This window comes from Pseudomonas sp. GM30, from assembly GCF_000282275.2.
Classification (GTDB): domain Bacteria; phylum Pseudomonadota; class Gammaproteobacteria; order Pseudomonadales; family Pseudomonadaceae; genus Aquipseudomonas.
Genome location: NZ_AKJP02000016.1, coordinates 1 through 25840 on the forward strand (window position 1 = coordinate 1; position 25840 = coordinate 25840).

Consider the following 25840-nt stretch of genomic DNA (forward strand, 5'->3'; position numbering starts at 1 on the left):
ATTTGGAATGCATTTCCCTGTGGGAGCGGGCTTGCTCGCGAAGGCGTCTTCAGCTACGCAGATGCGTCAGCGGCAATTCAGTGCTGTTGAGCACTTGATTGAGCACAAAACTCGAACGCACGCTGGTCACCCCTTCAATTCGGGTCAGATGCCCCAGCAGCAGCTTCTGATAGTGATCCATGTCCGGCACCACCACTTTCAACTGATAGTCGGCATCCACGCCGGTCACCAGGCTGCATTCCAGCACCTGCGGCAAGGTGCGGATCGCCGCTTCGAAATTCTCGAAACGCTCCGGTGTGTGCCGATCCATGCCGATCAGCACGTAGGCGGTCAGGCTCAGGCCGAGCATCTTGCGATCGAGCAGGGCGACCTGGCGCGAGATGTAGCCGTCGTCCTCCAGTTGCTTGACCCGGCGTGAGCAGGGGGAGGGCGACAGACCGATGCGCTCGGCCAGTTCCTGGTTGGAGATGCGGGCGTCGCGCTGCAATTCCGCCAAAATGCTCAGGTCGTAACGGTCGAGTTTGCTCATGAATCAGTCCTTGGTTGTAACTATTGCGGCGGATTATCTATCCAGGGTTAAAAATTGCGCAAGCAGTGTTTATTTGAGCAATCTTCGCAATCCTCTGTCGCGCCTTGCGGCCTATTCTTATCACCAGAATCACTGCTCGGTAACGCAGTCCACTGCGGCCCGCCCAATCAGGCCCGCCGCGGCCGCCACCCCCACCGGGGATGTGCCGGCCCCCGAGCTGCACACTGTCCAGAAGACGGCGTGAGGTGAGCCGACGTCAAAAGCGTCGAGCCAGGACGAAGTTCTCTGAAGGGAGGCCGACGGGTCTCCCTTTTTCTTGTCTGCGTTTTTTGTGCCTCGATGCACAGCCTTCCTCAATAAATAAGTTTCGTGACTGATAACCTGTCGCAGAACCCGGTGTGCGTATTCCCGGTCTTAGCTACAAGCCCTCTTAATACCCGCAGTGAGGAAAAGCATGAAGTCGCGCATCTGGCGTCTGGCCGGTGTTGGTTTGCTGTGTGTGAGCGTCGGTGCGCAAGCGCTGGCCGACGAGCCACAGAATCGTGGCCCCGAGAATAACGGGCACGGCGGTGAGCATCAGGGCAATCAGGGTCGTGGCGGCGATCATCAGCCCCGCGGGCAGAACAATCCGCCGCCGCAAAATCAGCCGCGGCCGCAGAACAACGAAATCATTCGGGGCGACAACAGCCGCCAGTTCGAACACAACGGCCAGCAGCACAACAACGGCCAGTGGCAGAACCAGAACCGCGCGCCCAATCAGCCTGCCCCGGTGCATCAGGCGCCACCGTCGAACAACCTGCCGATCCAGCCACGGCCCGACACCGTGCGCCAGACCCAAGAGCCGCGTCAGGGTTACTACCGTGACGAGCGGCCGCAGAATGGTTACCACAACCAGCAATGGCAAACCGGCAACCGGCCCAATGACAATCGCTGGCCGGGTCGCCCGGACGGGCATGGCAACGGTTGGGGTCCAGGCCCGCAATACCGCCCGGGGCATGTGATCGACCGCTTCCCGGATCGCGAATACCGCGTGCCGTATCGCGGCCAGGATTACTTCTATTCCGGCGGCTACTGGTATCGCCCGCAAGGTCCGCGCTATATCGTCGTGCAGCCGCCACGAGGGATTCGTACCCAGTATCTGCCGGACTACGCCCGTGAAGTGTGGATCGGCGGTGCGCTGCTGTTCCTTGCTGCCGGTTCGTACTATGCCTATCAGGAAGCCACTCAGGATTACGTCGTGGTCGAGCCACCGGTGCAGCAACCGCCGCAACCGCAGCCACAATCCCAGGGCTATGACGTCGAGGCCTATCCGGCCAACGGTCAATCGCCGGAACAGGTGCAGCAGGACGGTTATCAGTGCTACCAATACGCTGTGCAGCAGAGCGGTTTCGACCCGCGTACCGCGACCTATCAACCAGCGCCTGAAGTGGTGCAGGCTTACCGTCAGGCTCAGGGCAACTGCCTGAGCAGTCGCGGTTACTGAATCCGGGTTTGCGCCCGTTCGGTCTTGACCACTTCCTGCGGGTCGGCGTGCACCAGTACTTCGGCTCGCGGGTAGGCGGCGTGAATCGCATCCGCCGCCTGATCGCTGATGCCGTGGGCCACTGACAGGGTCAGCTCTCCCGGCAACTCAAGATGCAGCTGCACGAACCAGTGGTTGCCCGAAATCCGTGTGCGCAAATCATGCGCGCCCAATACGCCGGGTACGCCGCAGGCCAGTTCGAGCATGTGCTGACTGACGTCCGCCGGCAGCTCTTCATCCATCAGCACCGAAAAACTTTCCCGGGCGATCTGGATCGCGCTCCACAAAATGTACCCGGCAATCCCCAGACCGAACCATGCATCGAGCTGATGAAAGCCCATGCCGGCGAGGATCAGCGCGATCAGAATGCTGCCGTTGAGCAGCATGTCCGAACGGTAATGCAGCGAGTCGGCGCGTACGGCGTTGGAGCCGGTCTGCTTGATCACCCGGTGCTGCAGCGTCAGCAACGCTGCGGTCAGCAGCAGCGAGAACACGATCACCCCGATGCTCAGCCACGGTGCGCCGAGCGGTTCCGGTTGCTGGATGCGTTCATACGCCTGAAACGCAATCAGCAGCGCACTGCCACCGATAAACAGCGCCTGCGCCATGCCCGCCAGCGATTCAGCCTTGCCGTGGCCGTAACGGTGATCGTCATCGGCCGGGCGCAGCGCGTAATGCACCGCCAGCAGATTGAGCAGCGAAGTGACGCCATCCAGCGCCGAGTCGGTGAGGCCGGCGAGCATGCTCACCGAACCGCTCAGCCACCAGGCGATGGCCTTGGCGATGATCAGCGTGCAGGCCACTGCCACCGAAGCGCGGGTTGCCAGCCGCAGCAGGCGGGCGTGTTCGGGGCTGGTGGTCATGTGATTTCCTTATGCGGCGGGTTGCAGGCCAAACATCGCCAGTTGCTGAGTGCTGCCCTTGTGCTGGATCAGGCGTGGATCGTCCAGCGGCAGGTTGCGGCCCAGTTCAGTTTCGAGAATAGCCTGCAACTTGAGGTTATCGACCTGACCGTCCGGGCCGACCGCTTGTTTGAGTTTGGCCGGATCGACCTGAGCGGTGTGGCCCGGTTCGAAATAGATCGCGCCGGTGGTGAAGTCCACGGCAAACGCGATCAGCCCGGGAATCACGTAGAACAGCAGGCCCACGGCGTCGAGCACGGCAATCGCCGGATCGATCTTGCCATCGATCTGCCCGCGACGATCGGGGTAGAAAATCGAGCCGCAGGCGGTGAGCTGAGTGAGCAGGGTGGCGACCAGTACACCGCCGATCAGGCGAGAAGGTAAGCGCATGGAAAATCTCCTGAGTCATCTATTAACGAAGCTTCGTCTTGTGAAGTTAAGACCCTGACGAACGCCAAGCAGTTCGCCGTTATACTCGCGGCTCTGTTTGGGAGCCAGCATGATTTCTTTGCCGATCGATGAAGTTTTACCCGCCCTGCGTGAAGCGTTGGCGACACGCCACGAAGCCGTGCTCGAAGCGCCGCCGGGTGCCGGTAAAACCACCCGCGTGCCGCTGGCCTTGCTCGATGAAGCGTGGCTGGCCGGGCAGACCATTCTGATGCTTGAACCGCGCCGTCTCGCCGCGCGGGCAGCGGCTGAGCGACTGGCCAGCGAACTGGGCGAGAAGGTCGGTGAAACCGTCGGCTATCGCATCCGCCTCGACAGCAAGGTCGGTCCCGATACCCGTATCGAAGTGGTCACCGAAGGCATTCTCACCCGGCGTCTGCAGGATGATCCGGCACTGGAAGGCGTCGGTCTGCTGATCTTCGATGAATTCCACGAACGCAGTCTTGATGCCGATCTGGCCTTGGCCCTGAGTTTGAACGGTCGTGAACTGTTTCGAGCTGAACAGCCGCTGAAGATTCTGCTGATGTCGGCAACGCTGGAAGGCGAGCGGCTGTCCGGGTTGCTGGATGACGCGCCGATCCTGCGCAGCGAAGGGCGCATGTACCCGGTGACGATGCGCTGGGGCCGGCCGTTCCAGCCTGGCGAATACATCGACCAGCGCGTGACCCAGACCGTCCTCGAAGCCCTGCACGATGAAACCGGCAGCCTGCTGGTGTTCTTGCCCGGTCAGGCGGAAATCCGTCGCGTGCATCAGCAACTGAGCGATGCCATTGGCGAGCGAAAAGACGTATTGCTCTGCCCGTTGCACGGTGAACTGGACCTCAACGCCCAGCGCGCAGCCATCGACCCGGCCCCGACCGGCCAGCGCAAAGTGGTGCTGGCGACCAACATCGCCGAGACCAGCCTGACCATCAACGGCGTGCGCGTGGTGATCGACGCCGGGCTGGCGCGGGTGCCGCGTTTCGACCCGGGCAGCGGCATGACCCGTCTCGATACTCAGCGCATTTCCAGGGCCAGCGCCACCCAGCGTGCGGGCCGTGCCGGACGTCTGGAACCGGGCGTGTGTTATCGCCTGTGGTCGCAGGATCAGCACGAGCAGCTCGCCGCTTACGGCAGTGCGGAAATTCTGTCGGCGGATCTGGCGAGTCTGGCGCTGCAACTCGGACGCTGGGGCGTGACGCCGGGGGAACTGGTGTGGCTCGATGTTCCACCGGCAGCGGCTTATGCACAGGCGCAGGACTTGTTGCAGCGCCTGGGCGCACTCGAAGGCGAGGCGCTGACCGCGCACGGTCAGGCCATGGCCGAGTTGCCGGCGCATCCGCGCATCGCGCATTTGTTGCTGCGCGGTCAGGCGCTGGGGCTGGCGAACATGGCGTGCGATGTCGCGGCACTGCTCGGCGAGCGCGATATCCTGCGCGGCTCCGGTGCGGATCTGCACAGCCGCCTGGTGCTGCTCTCCGGCGAAGAACGCGCGGCACGCGGTGCACAGGGTGGCGTGCAGCGTGCCCGGCAACTGGCGCGGCAATATCGCGGTTACCTGCGTGGCAAGGCCAGCGCGCCGGTCAGCGATCCCGATCACCCGCGCTGGCTCGGTGCGCTGCTGGCGCTGGCCTATCCGGATCGGGTTGCCCAGCAGCGGCGTGCCAGTGGTGCCGAATATCGTCTGGCCAATGGTCGCGCAGCGCTGTTCGCCGAAGCTGACAGCCTGATGAAGGAACCTTGGATCGTCATTGCTGACCTCGGCAGCCGTCAAGGTCAGCGCGAGGAGCGTATTTACCTGGCGGCGGATTTCGATCCGGCGCTGTTCGATTCGGTACTCGCCGAGCAGGTGCATAACGTCGATCAACTGGACTGGGACGAACGCGAAGGCGTGTTGCGCGCCGAGCGCCAGCGCAAGGTTGGCGAGCTGATCCTCAGCCGTGAACCGTTGACCGGTCTCGACGAAGCGGCGCGCAGTCAGGCGCTGGTCAATCTGGTGCGGCGCAAGGGGCTGGAGTTGCTGCCGTGGACGCCGGAGTTGCGTCAGTGGCAGGCGCGTGTCGCGTTGCTGCGACAACTGGATCTGAACGCCCAGGCCGAAAGCCATTGGCCGGATGTCAGCGACGCGACGTTGCTCAAAACCCTGGAAGAATGGTTGATGCCTTACCTGGGTAAAGTCTCGCGACTGAGTCATTTCGCCAATCTGGACCTGTCGAGCATCGTGCGCAATCTGCTGCCGTGGCCGTTGCCGCAGAAGCTTGATGAGCTGGCGCCGCATCACATCAGTGTGCCGTCGGGTTCATCGATTCGTCTGGATTACAGCGAGTCTCCGCCGATTCTCGCGGTGCGTTTGCAGGAGTTGTTCGGCCTTGCCGAGACGCCACGGATTGCCGGCGGCCGGCAAGTGGTCAAGCTGCACCTGTTGTCCCCGGCACGGCGGCCGGTGCAGGTGACGCAGGATCTGGCCAACTTCTGGCGCAGCACCTATGCCGAGGTGAAGAAGGATCTGAAGGGGCGGTATCCGAAGCACTACTGGCCGGATGATCCGCTGGTGGCCGAGGCCACGGCGCGGGCCAAGCCGCGCGGCACCTGAGGATCAAAAAATCGCAGCCTTTCCCGTCAGTTGTTCCCGGCAATAATCGGCGAACAACTGCGCCGGTTTGGTCAGTTGTCCACGTTTGAGCCACGCCGCGACCAGCCCTGAACCGGTGACATCTTCGACAATGTCGACGCACACCACTTTCTTGCCGTCATAGGTGCATTCCGAGTGCGGCTTTGTCACCAGCACCGAGAAGCCGAAACCCTGGCCGACCATGCCGCGCACCATCTCGATCGACGGCGAGCTGAACTCGATGCGCGGCGTCAGGCCGAGTTCTTCGAACAGGCTGACGAAGTAGGTTCGGCTCGGCTGCACGTCGAGCAGAATCATCGGTTCCAGACACAGATCGCGCAGCGACACTTGCTTGTACTGGGCGAAACGGTGATCGGCCGGCAGTAGCGCATACGGCCGTTGCGCCGGCATCAGCGGTTCGGTCTGGATGGTGGCATCAAGTTCGTGTTCGTAGAGGATCACCAGATCGAACGTGCCCGAGGTCAGGCCTTGCACCAGTTCCTGCTGCTCGCCGTCGCGGATGCGAATTTTCACCCCGGGGTACAGCGCGGAAAATCCGGCAATCAATTGCGGCAGGTACAGCGGCGCAACGGTTTCGAAGCAGCCGATGTCGATCTGCCCGGCGACGATATCGTTGTCGGCGAGGGCGTTCTGCTCGAACTCCCGGGCCATGCGCAACAGCTCCTGCGCCTTGCGAAAAAACCGTGCGCCGCTCGGCGTCAGGGACACGCCCTGCGCGTGATGGCGGATCAGCAGTTGCACCGCGAAGCTGTCTTCCAGACCTTTGATCGCCGTGGAGATCGCCGGTTGCGCGATGTACAGCTTGCGCGAGGCTTCGGCAACGCTGCCGCATTCGACGGTGGTGATGAAGTATTTCAGCTGACGCAAATTGTAGGCGGCCACGGCAAACCTCAGGACGAGCGGACTCGACTTCCAAGCAATTTGTGCGCCGCCGCGTCCGCTGCGCGACGATGTTTTTGTTCTTGAACAGTAGTCACCCACAGCGGTTTTGGGGAAACCGATTGAGCAGTTTTTTCATTGTCTGCGAAGACATTTTTACTAATTTTCGCCCGTCCGGGCCTGCGCCAACATCGACTGCACAATAACGTCCAAGGAGCATTCGACGTGTTCGAACTTGCAGAGTGGCAGCGCCAGGCCGTTGCCTTGAAGTTTCCCGATCAAGCCGTGATCAACGGCCAGCATTGCGCTGCGCAATCGGGGCAGACCTTCGCCGCGATCAACCCCGCCACCGGCCAGGTGCTGGCCAATGTCGCCGCGTGTGGCGAGGACGATGTCGACGCGGCGGTGGCTAATGCGCGACAAGTATTCGAGGCCGGCACCTGGGCGCAACGCCCGCCCGCCGAGCGCAAACAGGTACTGCTGCGTCTGGCCGATCTGCTGATGGAACATCGCGAAGAACTGGCCCTGCTCGATTCGCTGAACATGGGCAAACCGGTGATGGACGCTTACAACATCGACGTGCCGGGCGCCGCCGGGGTGTTTCGCTGGTACGCCGAAAGCATCGACAAACTCTACGACCAGATCGCCCCCGGCGCCACCAATGTGCTGGCGACCATCACCCGTGAAGCACTGGGCGTGATAGCAGCGGTAGTGCCGTGGAATTTCCCGTTGGACATGGCCGCGTGGAAGCTCGCGCCAGCGCTGGCGGCGGGTAACTCAGTGATCCTCAAACCGGCCGAACAATCACCGTTTTCCGCGTTGCGTCTGGCCGAGCTGGCGCTGGAGGCCGGGCTGCCGGCGGGTGTGCTCAACGTGTTACCGGGGCTGGGTGAGCAGACCGGCAAAGCCTTGGGCCTGCACCCGGATGTCGATTGCCTGGTGTTCACCGGCTCGACCCAGGTAGGCAAATATTTCATGCAGTACTCGGCGCAGTCCAACCTGAAACAGGTGTGGCTGGAATGCGGCGGCAAGAGCGCCAATCTGGTGTTCGCTGACTGTCGCGATCTGGCTCTGGCGGCGGAAAAAGCGGCGTTCGGGATCTTCTTCAATCAGGGCGAAGTGTGCTCGGCCAACTCGCGGTTGCTGGTCGAGCGTTCGATTCACGATGAGTTTGTCGAGCGCCTGAAGGCTCAGGCCGAACGATGGCTGCCGGGGGATCCGCTCGACCCGCAAAGCCGTGCCGGGGCGATTGTCGATCAGCGGCAGACGGCGAGCATCATGCGCGCCATTCGCAGTGCCGAGCAGGCGGGTGCGAGCCTTGTGTGTGGTGGTGAGCAACGGCGCTTCAATGGCTCGGACAACTTCATCGAACCGACGATTTTCACTGGCGTCAGTGCCGACATGCCGCTGTTTCGCGAAGAGGTGTTCGGCCCGGTGCTGGCGGTGGTGCCGTTCGATGATGAAGACGCGGCCGTGCGTCTGGCCAACGACAGTGTCTACGGGCTGGCGGCATCGCTGTGGACCGATGATCTGCATCGAGCGCATCGCGTGGCGCGGCGGCTGCGGGCCGGCACAGTGTCGGTGAATACCGTCGATGCGCTCGACGTGACGGTGCCGTTTGGTGGTGGCAAGCAATCAGGCTTCGGTCGTGATCTGTCGCTGCACTCGTTCGACAAATACACCCAGCTGAAAACCACCTGGTTTCAGTTGCGCTGATACCGCGTAGATCCTATCGCTGGCAGGCCAGCTCCCACAGGTTTTTGTGGTGTCCACCAATTCCGGGTACACCAGCGATTACTGTGGGAGCTGGCTTGCCAGCGATTGCATTCTCCCAGGCAGTGAAAATTCCTGGCTTGCACCGACCGTGAGCATCCCCGCCAACCCCGCGCTTTTGCGGTGCACCCTAAGCAGTTTTTTCATCATTTGCTGCCAACAATTTCCTGATTTTCCTCGGCCCGCACATGGGCCACCATCGATCTCGCCAGCCCGATGTTTCACGCCAGAGTCCAGCAGAGACCGCAGCGTGGATTCACATCATCGCGGCCGGCCGTACTGCCCATGACAAAACTAAATCAACAGCGTCGGGAGTGCTCCATGATCAAGTCCTTGTGTATCCGTCTCACCCATCCTCTGGCAATCACCGCCCTGGCCGCCACGGTCGCGACCAGCGCGCAGGCCGGCACTTTGTCCATTGGCCATACCACCTGGGTTGGCTATGGCACGCTGTATCTGGCTCAGGATCTGGGCTACTTCAAGGAAAACGGCCTGACCGTCGAATTGCCGGTGGTCGAAGAAGCCTCGATGTACATGGCCGCCCAGGCCTCCGGACAACTCTCCGGCTCGGCCTCGACCATCGACGAAGTGCTCAAGTACCGTCCGCAGTTCTGCTTCAAGGCCGTCGCAGCACTGGATGACAGCCACGGCGGCGACGGCGTGCTGGTGGGCAAGGACGTGAAGTCGTTGCAGGAGCTCAAGGGCCAGGCGGTGGCCGTCAATGAAGGTTCGACCTCACAGTTCTGGCTGTCGTACCTGCTGAAAAAGAACGGCATGAAAATGAGCGACATCACCGTGCAGAACATGACGGCCGACGATGCCGCCACCGCGTTCATCGCCGGTCGTGTGCCGGCCGCCGTGACCTGGGAGCCGCATTTGTCGATGGTCCGCGACAAACAGCAGGGCAAGGTGCTGATCGACAGCAGCAGTACGCCGGGGGTAATCGTCGATGTGGTAGCGCTCAACTGCAGCGTCATCGAAAAACAGCCGCAGGACGTCAAGGCGCTGGTCGCCGGTCTGTATAAAGCGGTCAAGTACACCCAGGAACACCCGGACGAGGCCTACGCGATCATGGCCAAAGGCGTCGGCGGTTATCTTTCCGATCCTAAGGAGCTGGCCGCTGCCGCCAAAGGTGTGCGTTTCTACGATCAGGCCATGAGCGAAAAACTGCTCGGCGCGCCGGGCAAACCGGGCGACAGCGCCGCACTGATCAAGCTCGCCAACGAAACCGCCAGCGAACTGCAAGGCAAGCCTTACAACGTCAGCCACGACGATCTGGTCGACAACCGTTTCGTCAGCCCGCTCTAGGAGGTCAGCATGTTCAAGCGCAAATCATGGCTGAGCCGTTGCCTGACGCCCAAGACCGGTTTGCCGGTGCCAGTGGTGTGGAGCGCCAGCGGCCTGGCCTGGGTGTTGTTGGTCGGACTGTGGGCCGGGCTATCCTACGGCGGCATCGTCCCGGGGATGTTTTTGCCGACGCCCGGCGCGGTGGTTGAAGCGGCGGTACGTCTGAGTCACGACGGTACTCTCGGCACCCACGTGTGGGCCAGTGTCGAAGTGGTGATGGTCGGCTTCATCGTCTCGTCGCTGGTGGCGGTGCCGCTGGGCTTGTTGATGGGCAGCTTTCGCATCGTCCAGGCGTTCCTCGAACCGCTGGTCAATTTCATCCGCTACCTGCCGGTGACCTCGTTCGTGCCGCTGTTCATTTTGTGGATCGGCATCGGTCTGGAACAACGGGTGTCGGTGATCATCTTTGGCGTGTTCTTCCAGCAACTGGTGATGATTGCTGACGTCTCCAAAGGCATTTCCAAGGACCTGATCAACGCCTCCTACACCCTCGGCTCCAATCGTCGCGATGCGGTGTTGCATGTGATCGCCCCGGCCTCGGTGCCCGGCGTGCTCGACACCTTGCGCGTGACCATGGGCTGGGCCTGGACCTATCTGGTGGTGGCCGAACTGGTCGCGGCGTCGAGTGGCCTCGGTTACCTGAGCCTGAAAGCCATGCGCGGTTTCCAGGTTGACGTGATTTTCCTCGCCATCGCGATCATCGGCCTGCTGGGTCTGGTCACCGATCAACTGTTCCGCTTTCTCCGCTTGAGGGTTGCCGCATGGGCTCAGTAACTGCCGCCAATCATCGTTTCGCCGAACCGCGCGCTGCTGCGCCGCAAGCCGCGCCGCGCCTGCAAGTGGACAAGGTCAGCCTGCGCTACAGAAAGCCCGACGGCGGCACGTTTACCGCACTGGAACAGGTGTCGTTCGAGGTGCCGGATCAGCAGTTCGCGGTGCTGGTCGGGCCGTCGGGCTGCGGCAAGTCGAGCCTGTTGTACCTGACCGCTGGCCTCGCCGAGCCGACCTCCGGCGAGATCTACGTCGGCGGTCAGCAAGTGCAGGGCCCGGGTGCTGATCGCGGCATGGTGTTCCAGAGCTACACGCTGTTTCCGTGGCTGACGGTGCGGCAGAACGTCGAGTTCGGCCTCAAGCGGCGCGGCATGCCGGCGGCGCGGCGCAAGGAAATTGTCGATTACTACGTCAATGAGGTCGGCCTCAGCGGCTTCGCCGACAGCTACGCCAAGCAACTGTCGGGCGGGATGATGCAGCGTGTGGCGATTGCCCGGGCGCTGGCCAATGACCCGCAGATCCTGCTGATGGACGAACCGTTCGGCGCGCTCGACAGCCAGACCCGTTTGCAGATGCAGCAGTTGCTGCTGCGGGTCTGGGGCAACAGCAAGAAGACCGTGCTGTTCGTCACGCACGATATCGACGAGGCGATCCTGCTTGGCGACCGGGTCTATGTGATGGGCGCCAAACCGGGGAGGATCAAGCAGATCCTCGACGTGCCGATCGAACGTCCGCGCTCACTGGACATGGTCATGGAGCGTTCGTTTATCGACATGAAGCGCGAGATCTTCGGCTTGCTGCATGACGACCTCGAGGAAGTCCATTGATCACATAAGCCTCCTGTAGGAGCTGCCGCAGGCTGCGATCTTTTGATCTTGTTTTTTAAGATCAAAAGATCGTCCGAACGCGGCCCGAACCTTCGGCAGCTCCTACAGGGGTAATTGGTGATCAGGGGGTGGCGGGGAGGAGAAACCGCGCAATCACCGGCAAGTGATCGGAAATGCGCAACGTATCGTCCTGGCGCACCCGCGCCTCGACCCGTTTGATCTTCGGGCTGTAGAACAGATAGTCGACGGTGCGATCCGGGCCATTCAGGCCGGGGTCGTTGGGGTAGTGGGTCAGCCAGTGGGCGCGGTCGATGCCGCTGGCTTCGTTGTTGGTCGGGATCATCGGGTACTTGTCCCACAGCAGATGAAGCGCGCTGTCGATGGAGTAGGGCGTGCGCTGCTCGGCGGGCAGACGCTGATACTGGCCCAGCGGCAACAGGTTGAAGTCACCGCCGATCAGCCATGGCAGGCCCTGGCTTTCGTATTTGTCGAGCACCTTGGCCACCGCCGTCACTTGCGCCTGCAAGGTCTCGTCCGGTTGGCTGGCGCGATCCAGATGGGTGTTGAACACCGTCAGTTGCCCGCCGTCGCTCAGCGGCAGCTTGGTGGCGAGCAGAGCATCCTTGGGTTCGAACTGGCGCGAGATGAAATTCGCCGGCGGCACCGGCAATTGCAGGCGTTCGGCGTGTTCGATGCGGTAACGGCTGAGGGTCGCCAGTTGCCGGCCAACGCTGCCGAAGATGTGTGGATCGGGAACGAAATCGGCCTTCCAGTCGAAGGCGTGGGTGCTGCAGGGGTAGAGGTCTGCCACCCGTTCCTGCAGCAATTTGAGCTGATTCTGATAGTCACTGGCCTTGGCACCGTCATCCAGCTCCTGCAACAACACCACGTCGGGCTGCTCGTCGCGAATCACCCGCGCCACTTCGTCGAGGCTGAAGGCCATGTCTTCCGGGGTGGGCGCTTCATCGGTGCCCTGGGCCAGATCGTTCCAGAACACGTAGCGCTTGCCCGCGAGGTACTGCACGTTCCAGGTCATGACTTTCAGCGCTTGCCCCGGCACCAGGGTCGGCGGCGTACCGGTGCAGGCGACCGGCAGTGTTTCGCGCGCGCCGGGGCGCCAGGTCAGGCTATAGAGCAGCCCGCCGATCAGGACGATGGCGAGCACAATCAGCAACAGGGTGTAGCGCAGCAGACGGGGCATGGCTCGGCTTATCGCGTTACAAAAGTGGCTCCGAGCATACCTGACCGCAGAGCCTTGGCCCAAGGGCCGCGAAGTCAGACTGCTCCGTTACGTTTGTCAGGCAATTCGCTGATCAGCATGAACAGGCGGAACAGCACCACGCTGGTGAACAGCTGCAGGAAACTGTGCGCGCTGTCGATCAGGACCGCGATCAACGGATTCTGCGGGTCAGGGTACGCTGCCAGGGTTGCACCCTTGAGCAGCCACAACGGCCCCATCACACACAGAATGCACAGCAGGATCCGCCAGAAATGCCCACGGGTCAGGCGCAGGCTTTCCTTCATTGCCTGCAACGGCCCCATGCCGCGCAACACCAACAGGTATTCAGCGAATGCGAGCATGACCATCAGCATCAGGCCCGGCAGGAAATACAGCGACAGCCCCAGCAGAATCAGCAAGGTATTGAGCGCCGTGAGCAGGGCGAAACGCGGCCACAGGCGCGCGGACATCGCCAGCAGATCGAGGTTGCGCGGGGCTTCGCCACGGGTGCGAGCATCGAGGAACAGGATCAGCGCGGCGGTGTACAGCGGATACACCAGCAGACCGACCACCACGCTGGCGGCGGAGAAACTGTCCGGGTCGGTGACGTGATCCACCACTTGCTGCAACGCCGCTTCGAAGATCACCAGCGGCAGGCACAACTGCACGATGCTGCCCAGGTGGCGTTTGAAAAAATACAGAGAGTCGCGCAGTACATCGAAGGCATTCATCAGTCGGTATCGCAGGTCGAAAACAGTGGCTCACTTTAACCGATGATGGGCGGGCCGACACAAACGTAAACATTCGGTAAAGGTCGTTGAAACATCCTGTCACTGCCTCCATTACAGAGGTGCGCCATGTCCACCGTGGACACGGGCAACGTTATCCCCGGCAATCTACGAGGTCGCCATGAACAGCGAAGAGCAAACCCTGATCGATGGACTGTTTTCCCGGCTGCAACAGGCCGAAACGGAGGCAGCCCCGCGCGACGCCCAGGCCGAGGCGCGGATCAAGGAACACCTGACGCGCCAGCCGGCGGCAGGTTATTTCATGACCCAGGCGATTCTGGTGCAAGAGGCGGCCATCAAGAGCCTCGACGAACAGAACAAGCAGCTGACCCAACAAGTCCAGCAATTGCAGGCTGAACTGCAGGCGGCCAAGTCCCAGAACGCGGCCCCGGCGCCAAGCGGCGGCGGTGGTTTCCTGTCGAGCATCTTCGGCGGCGGCAGCTCGCGTCCGGCGCCGACCCAGAGCGCTCCGGCTTCCACCGGCGGCTGGCGTGAACCGGCGCCACAGCAGAACTACGCTGCGCCAGCGCCACAACAGAACTATGCCGCGCCACCGCCCAATTACGCGCAGCAAGCAGCCCCGGCTGCGGGCAGCAGCTTCCTCGGCGGCGCCCTGAAAACCGCGGCTGGCGTGGCCGGCGGGGTGATGCTGGCGCAGGGCATCAGCAGCCTGTTCCATCACAACCAGCAGCCTGAAGAAATTGTTGAAGTGATCAAGGAAGAGCCGGCGCAAGTGGCTGACCAGAGCGGCAACGACTGGGGCAATGACCAGCGTGTGGCCGATAACGGTTTCTCTGGCAATGACCAGGGCGGGTTTACCGACACTGATTACAGCGATGACAACTCGTCGTTCTTCGATGACGATGATTCGTTCGTCTGAGTGATAAGCCGCCAGTATCAAACCTGTGGTGAGGGGATTTATCCCCGATGGGCAGCGCAGCGGCCCCGAAAATGGGACTGCTGCGCACTCCATCGGGGATAAATCCCCTCACCACAATCCACCATCCGTCTGGAGTGGTGGGTCGATTATTCGCGCCACCTTCCTGTGGGCTGGCATACTGAGCGCCTTTTTCGGGCCCGGCGCCTGATCCCGCTTCGGGCGCTGTGCGCTCACAGGAATTCCGGTGAAAAAAATCGCAGTGTTCGCCGACGTGCAGAACCTCTACTACACCGTGCGTCAGGCCTATGGTTGCCATTTCAACTACGCCGCACTGTGGGCTGACATCAGCAAGCAAGGGCAAATCGTCGAGGCCTATGCCTACGCGATCGACCGTGGCGACAGCAAACAGCAGCAGTTCCAGCAGATCCTGCGCAACCTCGGTTTCACCGTGAAGCTCAAGCCCTACATTCAGCGCAGCGACGGCTCGGCCAAGGGCGATTGGGACGTGGGCATCACCCTCGACATCATGGACGCCGCCGACCACGTCGACGAAATCGTCCTGGCCTCCGGTGACGGTGACTTCGACATGCTGCTCGAACGCATCATCAGCAAACATGGCGTGCAAGCGGTCGCCTATGGCGTGCCCGGCCTGACCGCCAACTCGCTGATTCGCGCCGCCAGCCGTTATGTGCCGATTGAAGGCGCGCTGTTGCTCAAAAATTGATTTTTGTACGGAGTTGAACCCGGTTTGGAACGCATTGCAGTCATCGACTTTGAAACCACCGGCCTGTCGCCGAACAGCAGCTGCCGCGCCACGGAAATCGCTGTGGTCATGCTGGAAAACGGCCGTATCGTCGAGCGTTACCAGAGCCTGATGAACGCCGGCGTGCGCGTCCCCGCGTTCATCGAACAACTGACCGGCATCAGCAACGCCATGCTGCGCACCGCACCTGCGGCGGAGCGGGTCATGGAAGAGGTCAATGAATTCGTCGGTTGCACGCCGCTGGTGGCGCACAACGCCTCGTTCGACCAGAAGTTCTGGGACTTCGAGCTGGGGCGGATCAAACGCACCCGTCTGCAGAACTTCGCCTGCTCGCTGCTGCTGGCCCGCCGCCTGATGCCGGCGGCGCCGAATCACAAGCTCGGGACTCTCACCACGTTCGCCCGCCTGCCGCACACCGGCCAGGCGCACAGGGCGATGGCGGATGCGGAGATGGCGGCCAATCTGATGGCGCACCTGGCGGATGAACTGCGCAGCAAGCATGGCGTACGCGAACTGTCGCACGACCTGCTGTGCAAATTGCAGAAAGTCCCGGCGGCTAAAGTCAGCGAACACCTGCAGCGCTACCGCTGATCCCCAGCCCGACACAGAACCCCTGTGGGAGCGAGCTTGCTCGCGAATGCGGTGTGTCATTCAGCTTCAATGTGACTGATCTACCGCTTTCGCGAGCAAGCTCGCTCCCACAGGTGCCTTCATCGCCCTCAGGGTTTACCGTTGCCCTCTATATGGCTGAGCGGCACACGCTTCTCGATCGCGCTCGACAACACAATCGAGGTCTTGCTGAAGCCGAACTTCGCCACGCGATTGATCAACTCTTCCAGCTCCGTCATCGACCCCACTGCACCCTTCATCATCACGCACGGATCGCCGGTCACCCGAAAGCACTCGGTCAGTTGCGGGATTTTCACCAGTTCGTCGTAGACCTTCTGGCTGCCGTTCTGGTGCAGGCGCAATTCGATCATGCACTGGATCGGCAAGCCGATTTTCGACAGGTCGATGTTCGCCTGATACCCGGTGATCACCCCGGCCGCTTCAAGCTTGGCCACGCGCTCGGCCACGGCGGGGGCGGACAGGTTCACTTTGCGCGCCAGGTCGGCGTAGGACGCGCGACCGTTTTCCAACAGGGCGCTGAGCAGCATGCGGTCGTATTTGTCCAAGGCCGGACTCCTGAAATTGCCAGACTTTCGAAATCACGGTTTAGCCCGTCGATCTCCGTTGTTTCAAAAGTGTACCGGCGTGATAAACAGGTTTTGTAGCTTATTTTTGCTCGCGGGCCTTTCTAGAATAATTCACACCCTGCCTCTGACTGTCGAGCTGCCCATGCCTGCCTTGCGCCGTTTTTCCTTGCCGTTGATCGCCGCGTTTTTCGCGCTGTATGTGATTTGGGGATCGACCTATCTGGTGATCCGTCTTGGCGTCGAATACTGGCCGCCGCTGATGCTCGGCGGGGTACGCTTCGTGATTGCCGGCAGCCTGATGTACGCCTTCCTGCGCTGGCGCGGGGCGCCGGCGCCGACCTGGGCGCAGTGGAAAGCGGCGGGGATCATCGGGATTCTGCTGCTCAGCTTCGGTAACGGCGCGGTCAGTGTCGCCGAGCACACCGGCGTGGCTTCCGGCGTGGCGGCACTGGCGGTGGCGACGGTGCCGTTGTTCACGTTGCTCTTCGGCTATTTCTGGGGCGCGCGCAATACTCGCCTGGAGTGGGCCGGGGTGGCGTTGGGAATTGTCGGCATCGCCATGCTCAACATGGGCTCCAACCTGCAATCGAGTCCGCTGGGCGCGGCGCTGCTGATTTTTGCAGCGGCGACCTGGGCGTTCGGCTCGGTGTGGAGCAAACACCTGCCGCTGCCGCAAGGGGCGATGGCCAGTGCCGTGGAGATGCTGGTGGGCGGTGTTGTCTTGCTGATCGGCAGCGCGGTCAGCGGCGAACACCTGCAAGCCTTGCCACCGGTGGAAGGCTGGCTGGCCTTGGGTTATCTGATCTTCTTCGGCTCGATCATCGCCTTCAATTCCTACATGTACCTGCTCAAGCACGTGCGTCCTGCGGCGGCCACCAGTTATGCCTACGTCAACCCGGCGGTGGCGGTGTTGCTGGGGATCGTGTTTGTCGGCGAGACCATCGGCATGGAAGAAGCGCTGGCGATGCTGGTGATCATCAGTGCCGTGGTGCTGATCGGTCTGCCGCAATGGCGGCGGCCGGCGCAGCCGCTCGTCGTGGAGCCGGCGAAGACCGTCGTCGGAGCAGAACAGCGTGTGAATTAGGGTAAACTGCGCGCCATTGCACACTCGTGTCGCACAATTGCGCTGAATTTTTCCTACGGTACTCCCATGACTTTCGCCACCCTTGGCCTGATCGAACCCTTGCTGCGCTCCCTCGAGAAGCTCGGCTACCAGACTCCAACGCCGGTCCAGGCGCAAGCCATTCCGGCCGTTCTGGCCGGTCGCGACCTGATGGCTGCGGCCCAGACAGGTACCGGCAAGACTGCCGGTTTTGCCTTGCCGCTGCTGCAGTTGCTGGCCATGGAAGGGCCTAAAGTGGCCGCCAATTCGGCGCGTGCACTGATTCTGGTGCCGACCCGCGAGTTGGCGGAGCAGGTTCATGAGTCGGTGCGCCAATACGCTGAAAACCTGCCATTGCGCACGTATGCGGTGTACGGCGGCGTCAGCATCAACCCGCAGATGATGAAGCTGCGCGGCGGCGTTGATGTGCTGGTCGCCACGCCTGGTCGCCTGATCGACCTGTTACGCCAGAACGCGTTGAAACTCGATCAGTTGCAAACCCTGGTGCTGGATGAAGCCGACCGCATGCTCGACCTGGGCTTCTCCGAAGAACTGGCGAACATTTACCGCATGCTGCCGAAAAAGCGTCAGACGCTGCTGTTCTCTGCGACTTTCTCCGATGATATCCGCCTGCTGGCCGGGCAGATGCTCAACGATCCGCTGAGCATCGAAGTCAGCCCGCGCAACGTCGCGGCCAACACCGTCAAGCAATGGGTGGTGACGGTGGACAAGAAGCGCAAGCCGGAACTGTTCGTGCACCTGATGCGCAAGAACAAGTGGAAGCAGGTGCTGGTGTTCGCCAAGACTCGCAACGGTGTGGATGCGCTGGTGGAAAAACTCCAGGGCCTCGGTGTGAATGCCGACGGTATCCACGGTGACAAACCGCAGGCCACTCGTCAGCGTGCGCTGGATCGTTTCAAACTCAGCGAAGTGCAGATTCTGGTGGCGACCGACGTTGCCGCCCGTGGTCTGGATATCGAAGATTTGCCGCTGGTGGTCAACTTCGACCTGCCGATCGTCGCCGAGGATTACATTCACCGCATTGGTCGTACTGGCCGTGCCGGTGCGACCGGCGAGGCGATTTCGCTGGTGTGTGCCGATGAAGTGAATCTGCTGTCGGCGATCGAGATGCTTACGCGTCAGACCTTGAAGCGCCACAACGAACCGGACTTCGAACCCGAGCACCGCGTGCCGGATACCGACGCCAGCGGTCAGGTGATCAAGAAGCCGAAAAAACCGAAAAAGCCGAAGACGTCCGGCGGCGGTGGCGGCAAGCGCAATCTCGGCAAGTGGGTCGACAGCGGTGAGACTCAGGCGCCGGAGCCTTCGATCAAGCCTGTGCGTAAAGTGCCGGTGTTCAATACCGGGCCGCGCAAGCGCAAGCCTTGATGTGATGCGGCGTCAATTTGGAATGCATTTCCTGTAGGAGCTGCGGCACGCTGTGATCTTTTGATTTTGTTTTTTAACGGTCAAAAGATCGCAGCCTCGTTTCACTCGGCAGCTCCTACAGGGTTTTGGGCTGCAGCCACTGCAGTATTCCCAACCCTGCAGCCCGCCCGCTGGCAAAACACCCGGTCAGCAGATAGCCGCCTGTCGGCGCTTCCCAATCGAGCATTTCCCCCGCACAGAACACCCCCGGCAACGCCTTGAGCATCAAGCGCTCATCCAGCGCTTCGAACGTCACGCCACCGGCACTGCTGATGGCTTCGTCCAGCGGCCGCGCTTTCACCAACGTCAGCGGTAACGCCTTGATCGCCCGTGCCAGCAACGCCGGATCGGCGAAGGTTGCCGCGTCAGTCAGTTCACGCAACAACGCCGCTTTCACCCCATCAATCCCGACCTGACTGTGCAGATGCTTGGCCATCGAACGCGAACCGCGCGGTTTGCTCAACGCCGCCTGCAATTTATCCACAGGCCGGCCGGGCAACAGATCGATGTGCACCGTGGCTGAACCCTGCGTATTGATCGCCTCGCGAATCGGTGCCGACAGCGCATAGATCAGGCTGCCTTCGACCCCGGTTGCGGTAATCACGCATTCGCCCAGGCGTGGGATATCGTCGTTCAAACCGATGGCGACATTTTTCAGCGGTGCGCCGGCGAATTTGCTGACAAGCAATTCGCTCCAGGCCTGCACTTCGAAGCCACAATTGCTTGGTTGTAACGGCGCCAGTCCTACGCCTTTTTGCTCCAGAGGCAGCATCCACGCGCCATCCGAACCCAGCCGCGACCAACTGCCACCGCCGAGGGCGAGCAGGGTGGCGTCGGGTTTGACGGTGATTTCGCCGTCGGGGCTGGCGATGCGCAGTGCACCGTGTGCATCCCAACCGAGCCAGCGATGGCGGGTGTGGATAACCACGCCGCTGTCGCGCAGGCGTTTGAGCCAGGCGCGCAACAGTGGTGCGGCTTTCATGTCGGTGGGAAATACCCGGCCGGAGCTGCCGATGAAGGTCTCGATGCCCAGATCATGAATCCAGCGGCACAACGCGTCGGCGTCGAAGCCGCGCAGCAGTGGCGCGATCTGCGGCGCGCGTTCGGCGTAGCGTGCGAGGAACGCCGGGTAAGGCTCGGAGTGGGTGATGTTCATGCCGCCAACCCCGGCCAGCAGGAACTTGCGCCCCACCGAGGGCATGCCGTCGTACAGATCGACGCGCACGCCGGCCTGGCTCAGCACTTCGGCGGCCATCAGGCCGGCGGGGCCAGCGCCAATGATGGCAACGTGAGCGGAGAGGGGGGCGGAGGTCTGGGTCATGGCGTGCGCTGCGGTATGGCGGGATAAGGCGCGCATTCTAACAGCGCAGACCAATGTGGGAGATCCCTGTGGGAGCGAGCTTGCTCGCGAAGACGTCGGTAGATTCAACATCTAGTTGACTGACCCACCGCTTTCGCGAGCAAGCTCGTTCCCACAGTGGATTTTTTAGTGAATTCGATACCTGGTTAAAAATTAGTCAGTGTGCTGCAAGCCATGAGCGGTATGGCCTGTAGTCCCTTTCGCTCAGGTTATCCACAGGCCGTTCCACAGCGATTGTGGGTAACGCAGCACAGCTTAGTGACAACCGTGTGACGTCCAGACCCGTTGCGCGCTGTGATGCAGGATGCCGTGGCGGCGGGCGAGGGCGTGGCGATCCTTGCTGTAGCCGCCGCCGATCACGCCGACCACCGGGATGTCGCGACCCAGACAATGGCGCATCACGCTTTCATCGCGGGCGGCGACGCCGGCGTCTGTCAGTTGCAGATAACCGAGGGCGTCGTCCTTGTGCACATCGACCCCGGCGTCGTACAGCACCAGATCCGGTTGATACAGCGGCAGCAGGTAATTGAGGGTGTCATCCACCACCTGCAGATAGTCGGCATCGCCCATGCCGTTGGGCAGCGGAATGTCCCAGTCGCTTTCGGCCTTGCGTGCAGGAAAGTTCTTTTCGCAGTGCAGGGAAACGGTAATGGCCTCCGGCGTGTCGTGGAGGATTCGCGCGGTGCCGTCGCCCTGATGCACGTCGCAATCGAAGATCAGCACCCGGTTCACCCGACCGCTTTGCAGCAGGTAATGGCTGATGATCGCCAGGTCGTTGAAAATGCAGAACCCGGCCGGATAGTCGTAGTGGGCGTGATGGGTGCCGCCGGCGAGGTGACAGGCCAGACCATGCTCCAAGGCTTTTTCTGCCGCCAGAATCGAGCCGCCAACTGCGCGCACCGTGCGCCGCGCCAGTGCTTCGTTCCACGGCAGGCCGAGGCGCCGCTGGTCTTCGCGGGACAACTCGCCGCTCATGTAACGTTCGATATAGCGACGGTCATGCGCCAGGGCGAGGATGTCGTTGGGGCAGATCTCGGGACGCAGCAGGTCGGCGTCGCGGGTCAGGCCGCTGTCGACCAGGTGATCGCGCAGCAAGCGGAACTTGTCCATCGGAAAGCGGTGATCCGCCGGAAACTCGGGGCTGTAGTCTTCGTGGTAGATCAGCGGCAGTGGCATGGCAACTTCATGTAGGAACGATGGAAAGAGTGAACGATCCTACCAGCGATGTAGACTTGCGGCATGGAAACGGAGGGGCATGATGGAGCCGATACTGCAACTGGAAAGTGCGCGATTACTGATGCGCCAATGGCAGGACGAGGATTTGCCGGCATTTGCGGCGATGTGTGCCGATCCGCAGGTCATGCGTTACTTTCCACTGCCCCTGAGCCGTCTGGAAAGTGCGTCGATGATCGGCCGGGTGCGCGGGCATTTTGCCGAGCATGGTTTCGGTCTGTGGGCGCTGGAGCGCAAGGACAGCGGTGAGTTCATCGGTTTTACCGGTCTTGGCGTGGTCGGCTTCGATGCGCCGTTCACCCCGGCGGTGGAAATCGGCTGGCGTCTCGCCAAGGAGCACTGGGGCCTGGGCTATGCCAGTGAAGCGGCGTGGACCGCTCTGCGTTGCGGCTTTGACCGATTGTCGCTGAAGGAAATCGTGTCCTTCACCGCGCAGAGCAATCTGCCGTCGGAGAAAGTCATGCAGGCGATTGGCATGCAACACGATCCGGCCGATGATTTCGATCACCCCAAACTTGCCGTCGATCACCCGTTGCGCCGGCATTTGTTGTACCGGATTACCAGGGAGCAATGGCTGCAAACCCTGCATGGCTAAGCCGACACGGACGTTTACAATGGCGCGACAATGGCTCGCGCCAGAACCTGAATGGGCCGCCGCAGCCAAGACTGCGTGGCATAGCGTTGTGTGAGGAGAGTCTGAATGAGCCAAGTGTTGGAAGATCTGGTCGACCTGCTGACCCTGGAGCCGATCGAGGAAAACCTGTTCCGTGGCCGCAGCCAGGACTTGGGTTTCCGTCAGTTGTTCGGTGGTCAGGTACTCGGTCAGTCGCTGTCGGCGGCCAGTCAGACGGTTGAAGAGGCGCGCCACGTGCATTCGATGCACGGTTATTTCCTGCGTCCGGGCGACGCCAAGTTGCCAGTGGTGTATTCGGTGGATCGCGTGCGCGATGGCGGCAGTTTCAGCACTCGCCGGGTCACGGCCATCCAGAAGGGCCATCCGATCTTCACCTGCAGCGCTTCGTTTCAGTACGACGAGGCAGGCTTCGAGCACCAGAGCCAGATGCCGGTGGTGGTCGGCCCGGAAAACCTGCCGTCGGAACTGGAACTGACCCAGCAGCGCGCGCACCTGATCCCCGAGCACATGCGCGAAAAACTGCTGTGTCCGAAACCGATCGAAGTGCGCCCGGTCACCGAAAAAGATCCGTACAACCCGCAACCGGCCGATCCGGTGAAATACGTGTGGTTCCGTGCCGACGGCGCGTTGGCGGATATTCCGGCGTTGCACAAATACCTGCTGGCCTACGCCTCGGACTTCGGCCTGCTGACCACCTCGATGCTGCCCCACGGCAAGTCGGTCTGGCAGAAGGACATGCAGGTCGCCAGCCTCGATCACGCGTTGTGGTTCCACAACGATCTGCGCGCCGATGACTGGTTGCTCTATGCGATGGACAGCCCGTGGGCCGGCAATTCCCGTGGTTTCTCCCGTGGCAGCGTGTACAACCGCGCCGGGCAACTGGTGGCGTCGGTGACCCAGGAAGGCTTGATTCGGCACCGCAAGGACTGGGCATGAGCCTGAGCGATGTGAAGCATTGGGTGTTCGACATGGACGGCACCCTGACGGTTGCCGTGCATGATTTTGCGGCGATCCGTGTGGCGCTGGCGATTCCGCCCGAGGACGACATTCTCACCTACCTCGCGGCGTTGCCGGCGGAGGAGGCCGCGGCGAAACACGCGTGGTTGCTCGAGCATGAGCGCGATCTGGCGCTGGGTTCGAAACCGGCGGCGGGTGCAGTGGAGCTGGTGCGTGATCTGCACGGGCGCGGCTATCGCCTTGGCATCCTGACCCGCAATGCGCGCGAGCTGGCGCATGTGACACTCGACGCCATCGGCCTGGCCGACTGCTTCGCCGTGGAAGATGTGCTGGGCCGCGATGAAGCACCACCCAAGCCGCACCCCGGCGGGTTGCTGAAACTGGCCGAGGCCTGGAAGGTGCCGGCCCGCGAGATGGTGATGGTCGGGGATTACCGCTTTGACCTGGATTGCGGGCGAGCGGCCGGGGCGCGGACGGTGCTGGTGAATCTGCCGGACAACCCGTGGCCGGAACTGACGGACTGGCATGCGCAGGATTGTGTCGAGTTGCGGCGGATGCTTTCGGTCTGAGATCTTCGGTGCCTGTCAGATTGCCTTCGCGAGCAAGCTCGCTCCCACAGGGGAATGCATTCCAACTGTGGGAGCGAGCTTGCTCGCGAAGAGGCCAGAACGGCCACCGCACAACTTACTGCTCAAAAAGCGCTTTCTGCCCCTCTGGCGACGTCAACATCCCATCGCCGTTATGCCCGATCCCGGGTACTTCAACCAGCCGCTGATTGACCCCTTCCGGATGGCGACGCAGCAGGTAGCCGAAAAACAGCTTGCCGCGCTCCAGCCGATACGCGCCCTGGGCCTCGGCGGCGCAACTCTTGTCCAGCGCCGGATGTTGCGGGTCTATGTCCTGCTGCCCCAGCAGATAAATCACTTCGCGTTTGATGTAGCTGCTCTCAAGCTGCAACGGCGTTTGCCCACCGGCGTATACCGGCATGTCTGCCAGACCGTACTTCCAACGATTGAAACCCGGGCACTGTGCGTGATCGAACGCCACCGGCCGCTGTTCATTGAAATAAGCGTACGACGACGGATTGGCCACCACATAGCGCAGGCGAATGCCATTGGCCTTCAGCGCCGGCTGATCCTTGGCCAGCAGGGCGTAGCGCTGCACCACCTGGCCGCCACCGGAATGGCCGAAAATCACGATCTGCTGCACGTCCGGAAACTGCTTGCGATCGCTGACCCGGGCGACGATGGCGTCGAGTGCGGCGTAGGAACTCAGCGGCTTCGGCCCTGTGGATAACCCGCCGCCCATCCACTCGTTGCCTTTCCAGCGCAGCAATGTGTTGGGCAGGGAGTACAGCGCGACGTCGCTTTCGTTGAGAAACTGCGGCGCGATCACCAGCGTGTGCGCAGTTTGCCCGGCCAGTTCGGTGGCGTGCTCGGCACTCTTGCGATAGGTCTCGGCATTGCGCAGCCGACCGTGAATGACGATCAGCACCCGCTCGATTTTCTCCGGTGCCGGGCTGATGCCGACGGCCATTTCGCCGGCCTCGAATTGCAGGCGCCCGGGGCTGATCGCATCGACGCCCGCCGCGTGCGCGCTGCCGCCGATGATCAGTAAAGCCAGAAGCCATTTGCGCATTTACAAATTTTTCGCCGCGAAGGTATCGCACTGGCCGACCTGGCCCTGGGCGAAACCGGTTTTGAACCAGCGCACCCTTTGCGCCGACGTGCCATGGGTAAACGAGTCCGGTACCACACGGCCCTGACCCTGTTGTTGCAGGCGATCATCACCGATGGCGTTGGCCGCATTCAAGGCCTCTTCGACGTCACCCGGTTCCAGCCAGTTCAGGCGCTTCTGCGCATGGTAGGCCCAGACGCCGGCGAGGCAGTCGGCCTGCAATTCCTGACGCACCAGCAAACCGCCGTCGCCTTCCATCTGCCTGCCCTGCTGACGGGCCGCCTGAATTTTCGCCGAGACGCCGAGCAGCGTCTGCACGTGATGGCCGACTTCGTGCGCGATCACGTAGGCCTGGGCGAAGTCGCCGGCAGCCTTGAAGCGCTGGGCCATTTCCTGGAAGAACGCCATGTCCAGATAGACTTTCTGATCCGCCGGGCAATAGAACGGGCCGGTGGCAGAAGTCGCTAGACCGCAGGCGGAATTCACCCGGTTGCTGAACAGCACCAGGGTCGGGTCCTTATATTGGCGGCCAGCCTGCTGGAAAATTGCGCCCCAGGTGTCTTCGGTATCGCCGAGGATCGAACGCACGAATTCGGCCTGCTGGTCGTTGGCCGGGGGCGCCTGCCGGGTTTGCGTCGAGGCCGGTGCCGATTGCTCGGTCATTTGCCCGGTGAGCTGGCCGAGGATCTGCAACGGATCCTGTCCGGTAATCCAGCCGATGCCGACGATCAGCAGGATCGCCCCCAGGCTCAGGCCTTTGCCGCCACCGAACCGCATGCCACCGCCGCCGCCGGTATCATCGCCACGGGCATCGACGACGTTGTCACTGCGTCGGCCTTTTTTCCATAGCATGTGGGAATCCTCTTTCTGTACGTGGTGATGAGTGTTGCCGGTGTGTGAGTGTGGCGCCAGTCCGGTCGTCCGTCTATTGGCGTATACGCAAACAGGCCCGGCCTCGGGAGACGAGGGCGGGCCTGTTATTGACGAGCGTGTGG

The 25840-nt window shown here is 62.0% G+C and carries 25 protein-coding genes; 14 read left to right on the forward strand and 11 right to left on the reverse strand.

Annotated features, from left to right (window positions below; genetic code table 11):
• Nucleotides 1-49 precede the first annotated feature (49 nt).
• Nucleotides 50-529 (reverse strand): Lrp/AsnC family transcriptional regulator, encoded by a 480-nt coding sequence (locus PMI25_RS12025; RefSeq protein ID WP_007909658.1) that lies wholly within the window; start codon nucleotides 527-529, stop codon nucleotides 50-52.
• Nucleotides 530-983: 454 nt separating this feature from the next.
• Here PMI25_RS12025 and PMI25_RS12030 point away from each other — a divergent pair, with 454 nt between their 5' ends.
• On the forward strand, nucleotides 984-2012 hold the full coding sequence (locus PMI25_RS12030) for a DUF6515 family protein (RefSeq protein ID WP_007968497.1): 1029 nt from the start codon (nucleotides 984-986) through the stop codon (nucleotides 2010-2012).
• Here PMI25_RS12030 and PMI25_RS12035 read toward each other — a convergent pair.
• Nucleotides 2006-2914, reverse strand: coding sequence for a cation diffusion facilitator family transporter (locus tag PMI25_RS12035; RefSeq protein WP_007968496.1), 909 nt, complete (start codon nucleotides 2912-2914; stop codon nucleotides 2006-2008). The two genes, PMI25_RS12030 and PMI25_RS12035, sit on opposite strands and share 7 nt — an antisense overlap.
• A 9-nt stretch (nucleotides 2915-2923) precedes the next feature.
• The gene (locus PMI25_RS12040; RefSeq protein WP_003228492.1) at nucleotides 2924-3343 is read right to left on the reverse strand and encodes a hypothetical protein; all 420 of its coding nucleotides are present in this window, start codon (nucleotides 3341-3343) and stop codon (nucleotides 2924-2926) included.
• A 109-nt stretch (nucleotides 3344-3452) separates the two neighbouring features.
• Here PMI25_RS12040 and hrpB point away from each other — a divergent pair, with 109 nt between their 5' ends.
• A complete protein-coding gene (hrpB, locus tag PMI25_RS12045; protein WP_007968495.1) occupies nucleotides 3453-5972 on the forward strand; it encodes an ATP-dependent helicase HrpB in 2520 nt (839 codons plus the stop codon).
• Between the two features lie 3 nt (nucleotides 5973-5975).
• On the opposite strand, the gene PMI25_RS12050 is transcribed toward hrpB, so the two are convergent.
• A complete protein-coding gene (locus tag PMI25_RS12050) occupies nucleotides 5976-6893 on the reverse strand; it encodes a LysR family transcriptional regulator (protein ID WP_007968494.1) in 918 nt (305 codons plus the stop codon).
• A 222-nt stretch (nucleotides 6894-7115) separates the two neighbouring features.
• Between PMI25_RS12050 and PMI25_RS12055 the strand changes: the two genes are divergently transcribed.
• The 4 genes from PMI25_RS12055 to PMI25_RS12070 all read left to right on the forward strand — a co-directional run bounded on the left by PMI25_RS12055 (nucleotide 7116) and on the right by PMI25_RS12070 (nucleotide 11608).
• The gene (locus tag PMI25_RS12055; protein WP_007968493.1) at nucleotides 7116-8606 is read left to right on the forward strand and encodes an aldehyde dehydrogenase; all 1491 of its coding nucleotides are present in this window, start codon (nucleotides 7116-7118) and stop codon (nucleotides 8604-8606) included.
• 378 nt (nucleotides 8607-8984) lie between these two features.
• Complete coding sequence (locus tag PMI25_RS12060) at nucleotides 8985-9971, forward strand: ABC transporter substrate-binding protein (RefSeq protein WP_007968492.1); 987 nt, start codon at nucleotides 8985-8987, stop codon at nucleotides 9969-9971.
• Nucleotides 9972-9980: 9 nt separating this feature from the next.
• Entirely contained in the window at nucleotides 9981-10784 is an 804-nt protein-coding gene (locus tag PMI25_RS12065) for an ABC transporter permease (protein ID WP_007968491.1), read from the forward strand.
• The gene (locus PMI25_RS12070) at nucleotides 10772-11608 is read left to right on the forward strand and encodes an ABC transporter ATP-binding protein (RefSeq protein ID WP_007968490.1); all 837 of its coding nucleotides are present in this window, start codon (nucleotides 10772-10774) and stop codon (nucleotides 11606-11608) included. Before PMI25_RS12065 ends, PMI25_RS12070 begins: the two co-directional genes overlap by 13 nt.
• Nucleotides 11609-11729: 121 nt before the next feature.
• On the opposite strand, the gene PMI25_RS12075 is transcribed toward PMI25_RS12070, so the two are convergent.
• Both PMI25_RS12075 and PMI25_RS12080 read right to left on the reverse strand, forming a co-directional pair.
• Nucleotides 11730-12809 carry an endonuclease/exonuclease/phosphatase family protein gene (locus PMI25_RS12075; protein WP_007963707.1) on the reverse strand — a complete coding sequence of 360 codons (1080 nt, stop codon included), beginning with the start codon at nucleotides 12807-12809 and terminating at the stop codon, nucleotides 11730-11732.
• A 74-nt stretch (nucleotides 12810-12883) separates the two neighbouring features.
• Complete coding sequence (locus tag PMI25_RS12080) at nucleotides 12884-13558, reverse strand: YciC family protein (protein WP_007963708.1); 675 nt, start codon at nucleotides 13556-13558, stop codon at nucleotides 12884-12886.
• Nucleotides 13559-13736: 178 nt separating this feature from the next.
• On the opposite strand from PMI25_RS12080, the gene PMI25_RS12085 reads away from it, so the two are divergent.
• The 3 genes from PMI25_RS12085 (at nucleotide 13737) to PMI25_RS12095 (ending at nucleotide 15849) form a co-directional block, all read left to right on the forward strand.
• Nucleotides 13737-14495 (forward strand): DUF2076 domain-containing protein, encoded by a 759-nt coding sequence (locus PMI25_RS12085; RefSeq protein ID WP_007963709.1) that lies wholly within the window; start codon nucleotides 13737-13739, stop codon nucleotides 14493-14495.
• Nucleotides 14496-14739: 244 nt separating this feature from the next.
• Nucleotides 14740-15219 (forward strand): LabA-like NYN domain-containing protein, encoded by a 480-nt coding sequence (locus PMI25_RS12090; protein ID WP_007963710.1) that lies wholly within the window; start codon nucleotides 14740-14742, stop codon nucleotides 15217-15219.
• Nucleotides 15220-15243: 24 nt separating this feature from the next.
• Entirely contained in the window at nucleotides 15244-15849 is a 606-nt protein-coding gene (locus PMI25_RS12095; protein WP_007963711.1) for a 3'-5' exonuclease, read from the forward strand.
• A gap of 128 nt (nucleotides 15850-15977) precedes the next feature.
• On the opposite strand, the gene PMI25_RS12100 is transcribed toward PMI25_RS12095, so the two are convergent.
• The gene (locus PMI25_RS12100; RefSeq protein WP_007963712.1) at nucleotides 15978-16433 is read right to left on the reverse strand and encodes an Lrp/AsnC family transcriptional regulator; all 456 of its coding nucleotides are present in this window, start codon (nucleotides 16431-16433) and stop codon (nucleotides 15978-15980) included.
• 163 nt (nucleotides 16434-16596) lie between these two features.
• On the opposite strand from PMI25_RS12100, the gene yedA reads away from it, so the two are divergent.
• Both yedA and PMI25_RS12110 read left to right on the forward strand, forming a co-directional pair.
• Nucleotides 16597-17538 (forward strand): drug/metabolite exporter YedA, encoded by a 942-nt coding sequence (gene yedA / locus PMI25_RS12105; protein ID WP_007963713.1) that lies wholly within the window; start codon nucleotides 16597-16599, stop codon nucleotides 17536-17538.
• A gap of 66 nt (nucleotides 17539-17604) precedes the next feature.
• Complete coding sequence (locus PMI25_RS12110) at nucleotides 17605-18945, forward strand: DEAD/DEAH box helicase (protein WP_007963721.1); 1341 nt, start codon at nucleotides 17605-17607, stop codon at nucleotides 18943-18945.
• Between the two features lie 115 nt (nucleotides 18946-19060).
• Here PMI25_RS12110 and PMI25_RS12115 read toward each other — a convergent pair whose 3' ends face one another.
• Together PMI25_RS12115 and PMI25_RS12120 are read right to left on the reverse strand one after the other, a co-directional pair.
• The gene (locus PMI25_RS12115) at nucleotides 19061-20305 is read right to left on the reverse strand and encodes a TIGR03862 family flavoprotein (protein ID WP_007963722.1); all 1245 of its coding nucleotides are present in this window, start codon (nucleotides 20303-20305) and stop codon (nucleotides 19061-19063) included.
• A gap of 294 nt (nucleotides 20306-20599) precedes the next feature.
• Nucleotides 20600-21520: a histone deacetylase family protein gene (locus PMI25_RS12120; protein WP_007963723.1), complete on the reverse strand. Its 921-nt coding sequence runs from the start codon at nucleotides 21518-21520 to the stop codon at nucleotides 20600-20602.
• A gap of 82 nt (nucleotides 21521-21602) precedes the next feature.
• Here PMI25_RS12120 and PMI25_RS12125 point away from each other — a divergent pair, with 82 nt between their 5' ends.
• The 3 genes from PMI25_RS12125 to PMI25_RS12135 all read left to right on the forward strand — a co-directional run bounded on the left by PMI25_RS12125 (nucleotide 21603) and on the right by PMI25_RS12135 (nucleotide 23737).
• Nucleotides 21603-22172, forward strand: coding sequence for a GNAT family N-acetyltransferase (locus PMI25_RS12125; RefSeq protein ID WP_007963724.1), 570 nt, complete (start codon nucleotides 21603-21605; stop codon nucleotides 22170-22172).
• 105 nt (nucleotides 22173-22277) lie between these two features.
• On the forward strand, nucleotides 22278-23147 hold the full coding sequence (gene tesB / locus PMI25_RS12130) for an acyl-CoA thioesterase II (RefSeq protein WP_003228466.1): 870 nt from the start codon (nucleotides 22278-22280) through the stop codon (nucleotides 23145-23147).
• Nucleotides 23144-23737: an HAD family hydrolase gene (locus tag PMI25_RS12135; protein ID WP_007963725.1), complete on the forward strand. Its 594-nt coding sequence runs from the start codon at nucleotides 23144-23146 to the stop codon at nucleotides 23735-23737. Before tesB ends, PMI25_RS12135 begins: the two co-directional genes overlap by 4 nt.
• A 115-nt stretch (nucleotides 23738-23852) precedes the next feature.
• Here PMI25_RS12135 and PMI25_RS12140 read toward each other — a convergent pair whose 3' ends face one another.
• Entirely contained in the window at nucleotides 23853-24806 is a 954-nt protein-coding gene (locus PMI25_RS12140) for an alpha/beta hydrolase (protein WP_007963727.1), read from the reverse strand.
• On the reverse strand, nucleotides 24807-25697 hold the full coding sequence (gene ypfJ, locus PMI25_RS12145) for a KPN_02809 family neutral zinc metallopeptidase (protein WP_007963729.1): 891 nt from the start codon (nucleotides 25695-25697) through the stop codon (nucleotides 24807-24809). It abuts the gene before it with no gap.
• Nucleotides 25698-25840: the final 143 nt, after the last annotated feature.

Bases quoted from the DNA above. Each gene is read 5' to 3' on its own strand.
- PMI25_RS12065 (WP_007968491.1), top strand. From the start codon at position 9,981: ATGTTCAAGCGCAAATCATGGCTGAGCCGTTGCCTGACGCCCAAGACC.
- tesB (WP_003228466.1), top strand. From the start codon at position 22,278: ATGAGCCAAGTGTTGGAAGATCTGGTCGACCTGCTGACCCTGGAGCCG.
- PMI25_RS12115 (WP_007963722.1), bottom strand. From the start codon at position 20,305: ATGACCCAGACCTCCGCCCCCCTCTCCGCTCACGTTGCCATCATTGGC.
- PMI25_RS12120 (WP_007963723.1), bottom strand. From the start codon at position 21,520: ATGCCACTGCCGCTGATCTACCACGAAGACTACAGCCCCGAGTTTCCG.
- yedA (WP_007963713.1), top strand. From the start codon at position 16,597: ATGCCTGCCTTGCGCCGTTTTTCCTTGCCGTTGATCGCCGCGTTTTTC.
- PMI25_RS12075 (WP_007963707.1), bottom strand. From the start codon at position 12,809: ATGCCCCGTCTGCTGCGCTACACCCTGTTGCTGATTGTGCTCGCCATC.
- PMI25_RS12025 (WP_007909658.1), bottom strand. From the start codon at position 529: ATGAGCAAACTCGACCGTTACGACCTGAGCATTTTGGCGGAATTGCAG.
- PMI25_RS12085 (WP_007963709.1), top strand. From the start codon at position 13,737: ATGAACAGCGAAGAGCAAACCCTGATCGATGGACTGTTTTCCCGGCTG.
- PMI25_RS12135 (WP_007963725.1), top strand. From the start codon at position 23,144: ATGAGCCTGAGCGATGTGAAGCATTGGGTGTTCGACATGGACGGCACC.
- ypfJ (WP_007963729.1), bottom strand. From the start codon at position 25,697: ATGCTATGGAAAAAAGGCCGACGCAGTGACAACGTCGTCGATGCCCGT.
- PMI25_RS12060 (WP_007968492.1), top strand. From the start codon at position 8,985: ATGATCAAGTCCTTGTGTATCCGTCTCACCCATCCTCTGGCAATCACC.
- PMI25_RS12030 (WP_007968497.1), top strand. From the start codon at position 984: ATGAAGTCGCGCATCTGGCGTCTGGCCGGTGTTGGTTTGCTGTGTGTG.
- PMI25_RS12080 (WP_007963708.1), bottom strand. From the start codon at position 13,558: ATGAATGCCTTCGATGTACTGCGCGACTCTCTGTATTTTTTCAAACGC.
- hrpB (WP_007968495.1), top strand. From the start codon at position 3,453: ATGATTTCTTTGCCGATCGATGAAGTTTTACCCGCCCTGCGTGAAGCG.
- PMI25_RS12110 (WP_007963721.1), top strand. From the start codon at position 17,605: ATGACTTTCGCCACCCTTGGCCTGATCGAACCCTTGCTGCGCTCCCTC.
- PMI25_RS12035 (WP_007968496.1), bottom strand. From the start codon at position 2,914: ATGACCACCAGCCCCGAACACGCCCGCCTGCTGCGGCTGGCAACCCGC.
- PMI25_RS12070 (WP_007968490.1), top strand. From the start codon at position 10,772: ATGGGCTCAGTAACTGCCGCCAATCATCGTTTCGCCGAACCGCGCGCT.
- PMI25_RS12125 (WP_007963724.1), top strand. From the start codon at position 21,603: ATGGAGCCGATACTGCAACTGGAAAGTGCGCGATTACTGATGCGCCAA.
- PMI25_RS12140 (WP_007963727.1), bottom strand. From the start codon at position 24,806: ATGCGCAAATGGCTTCTGGCTTTACTGATCATCGGCGGCAGCGCGCAC.
- PMI25_RS12040 (WP_003228492.1), bottom strand. From the start codon at position 3,343: ATGCGCTTACCTTCTCGCCTGATCGGCGGTGTACTGGTCGCCACCCTG.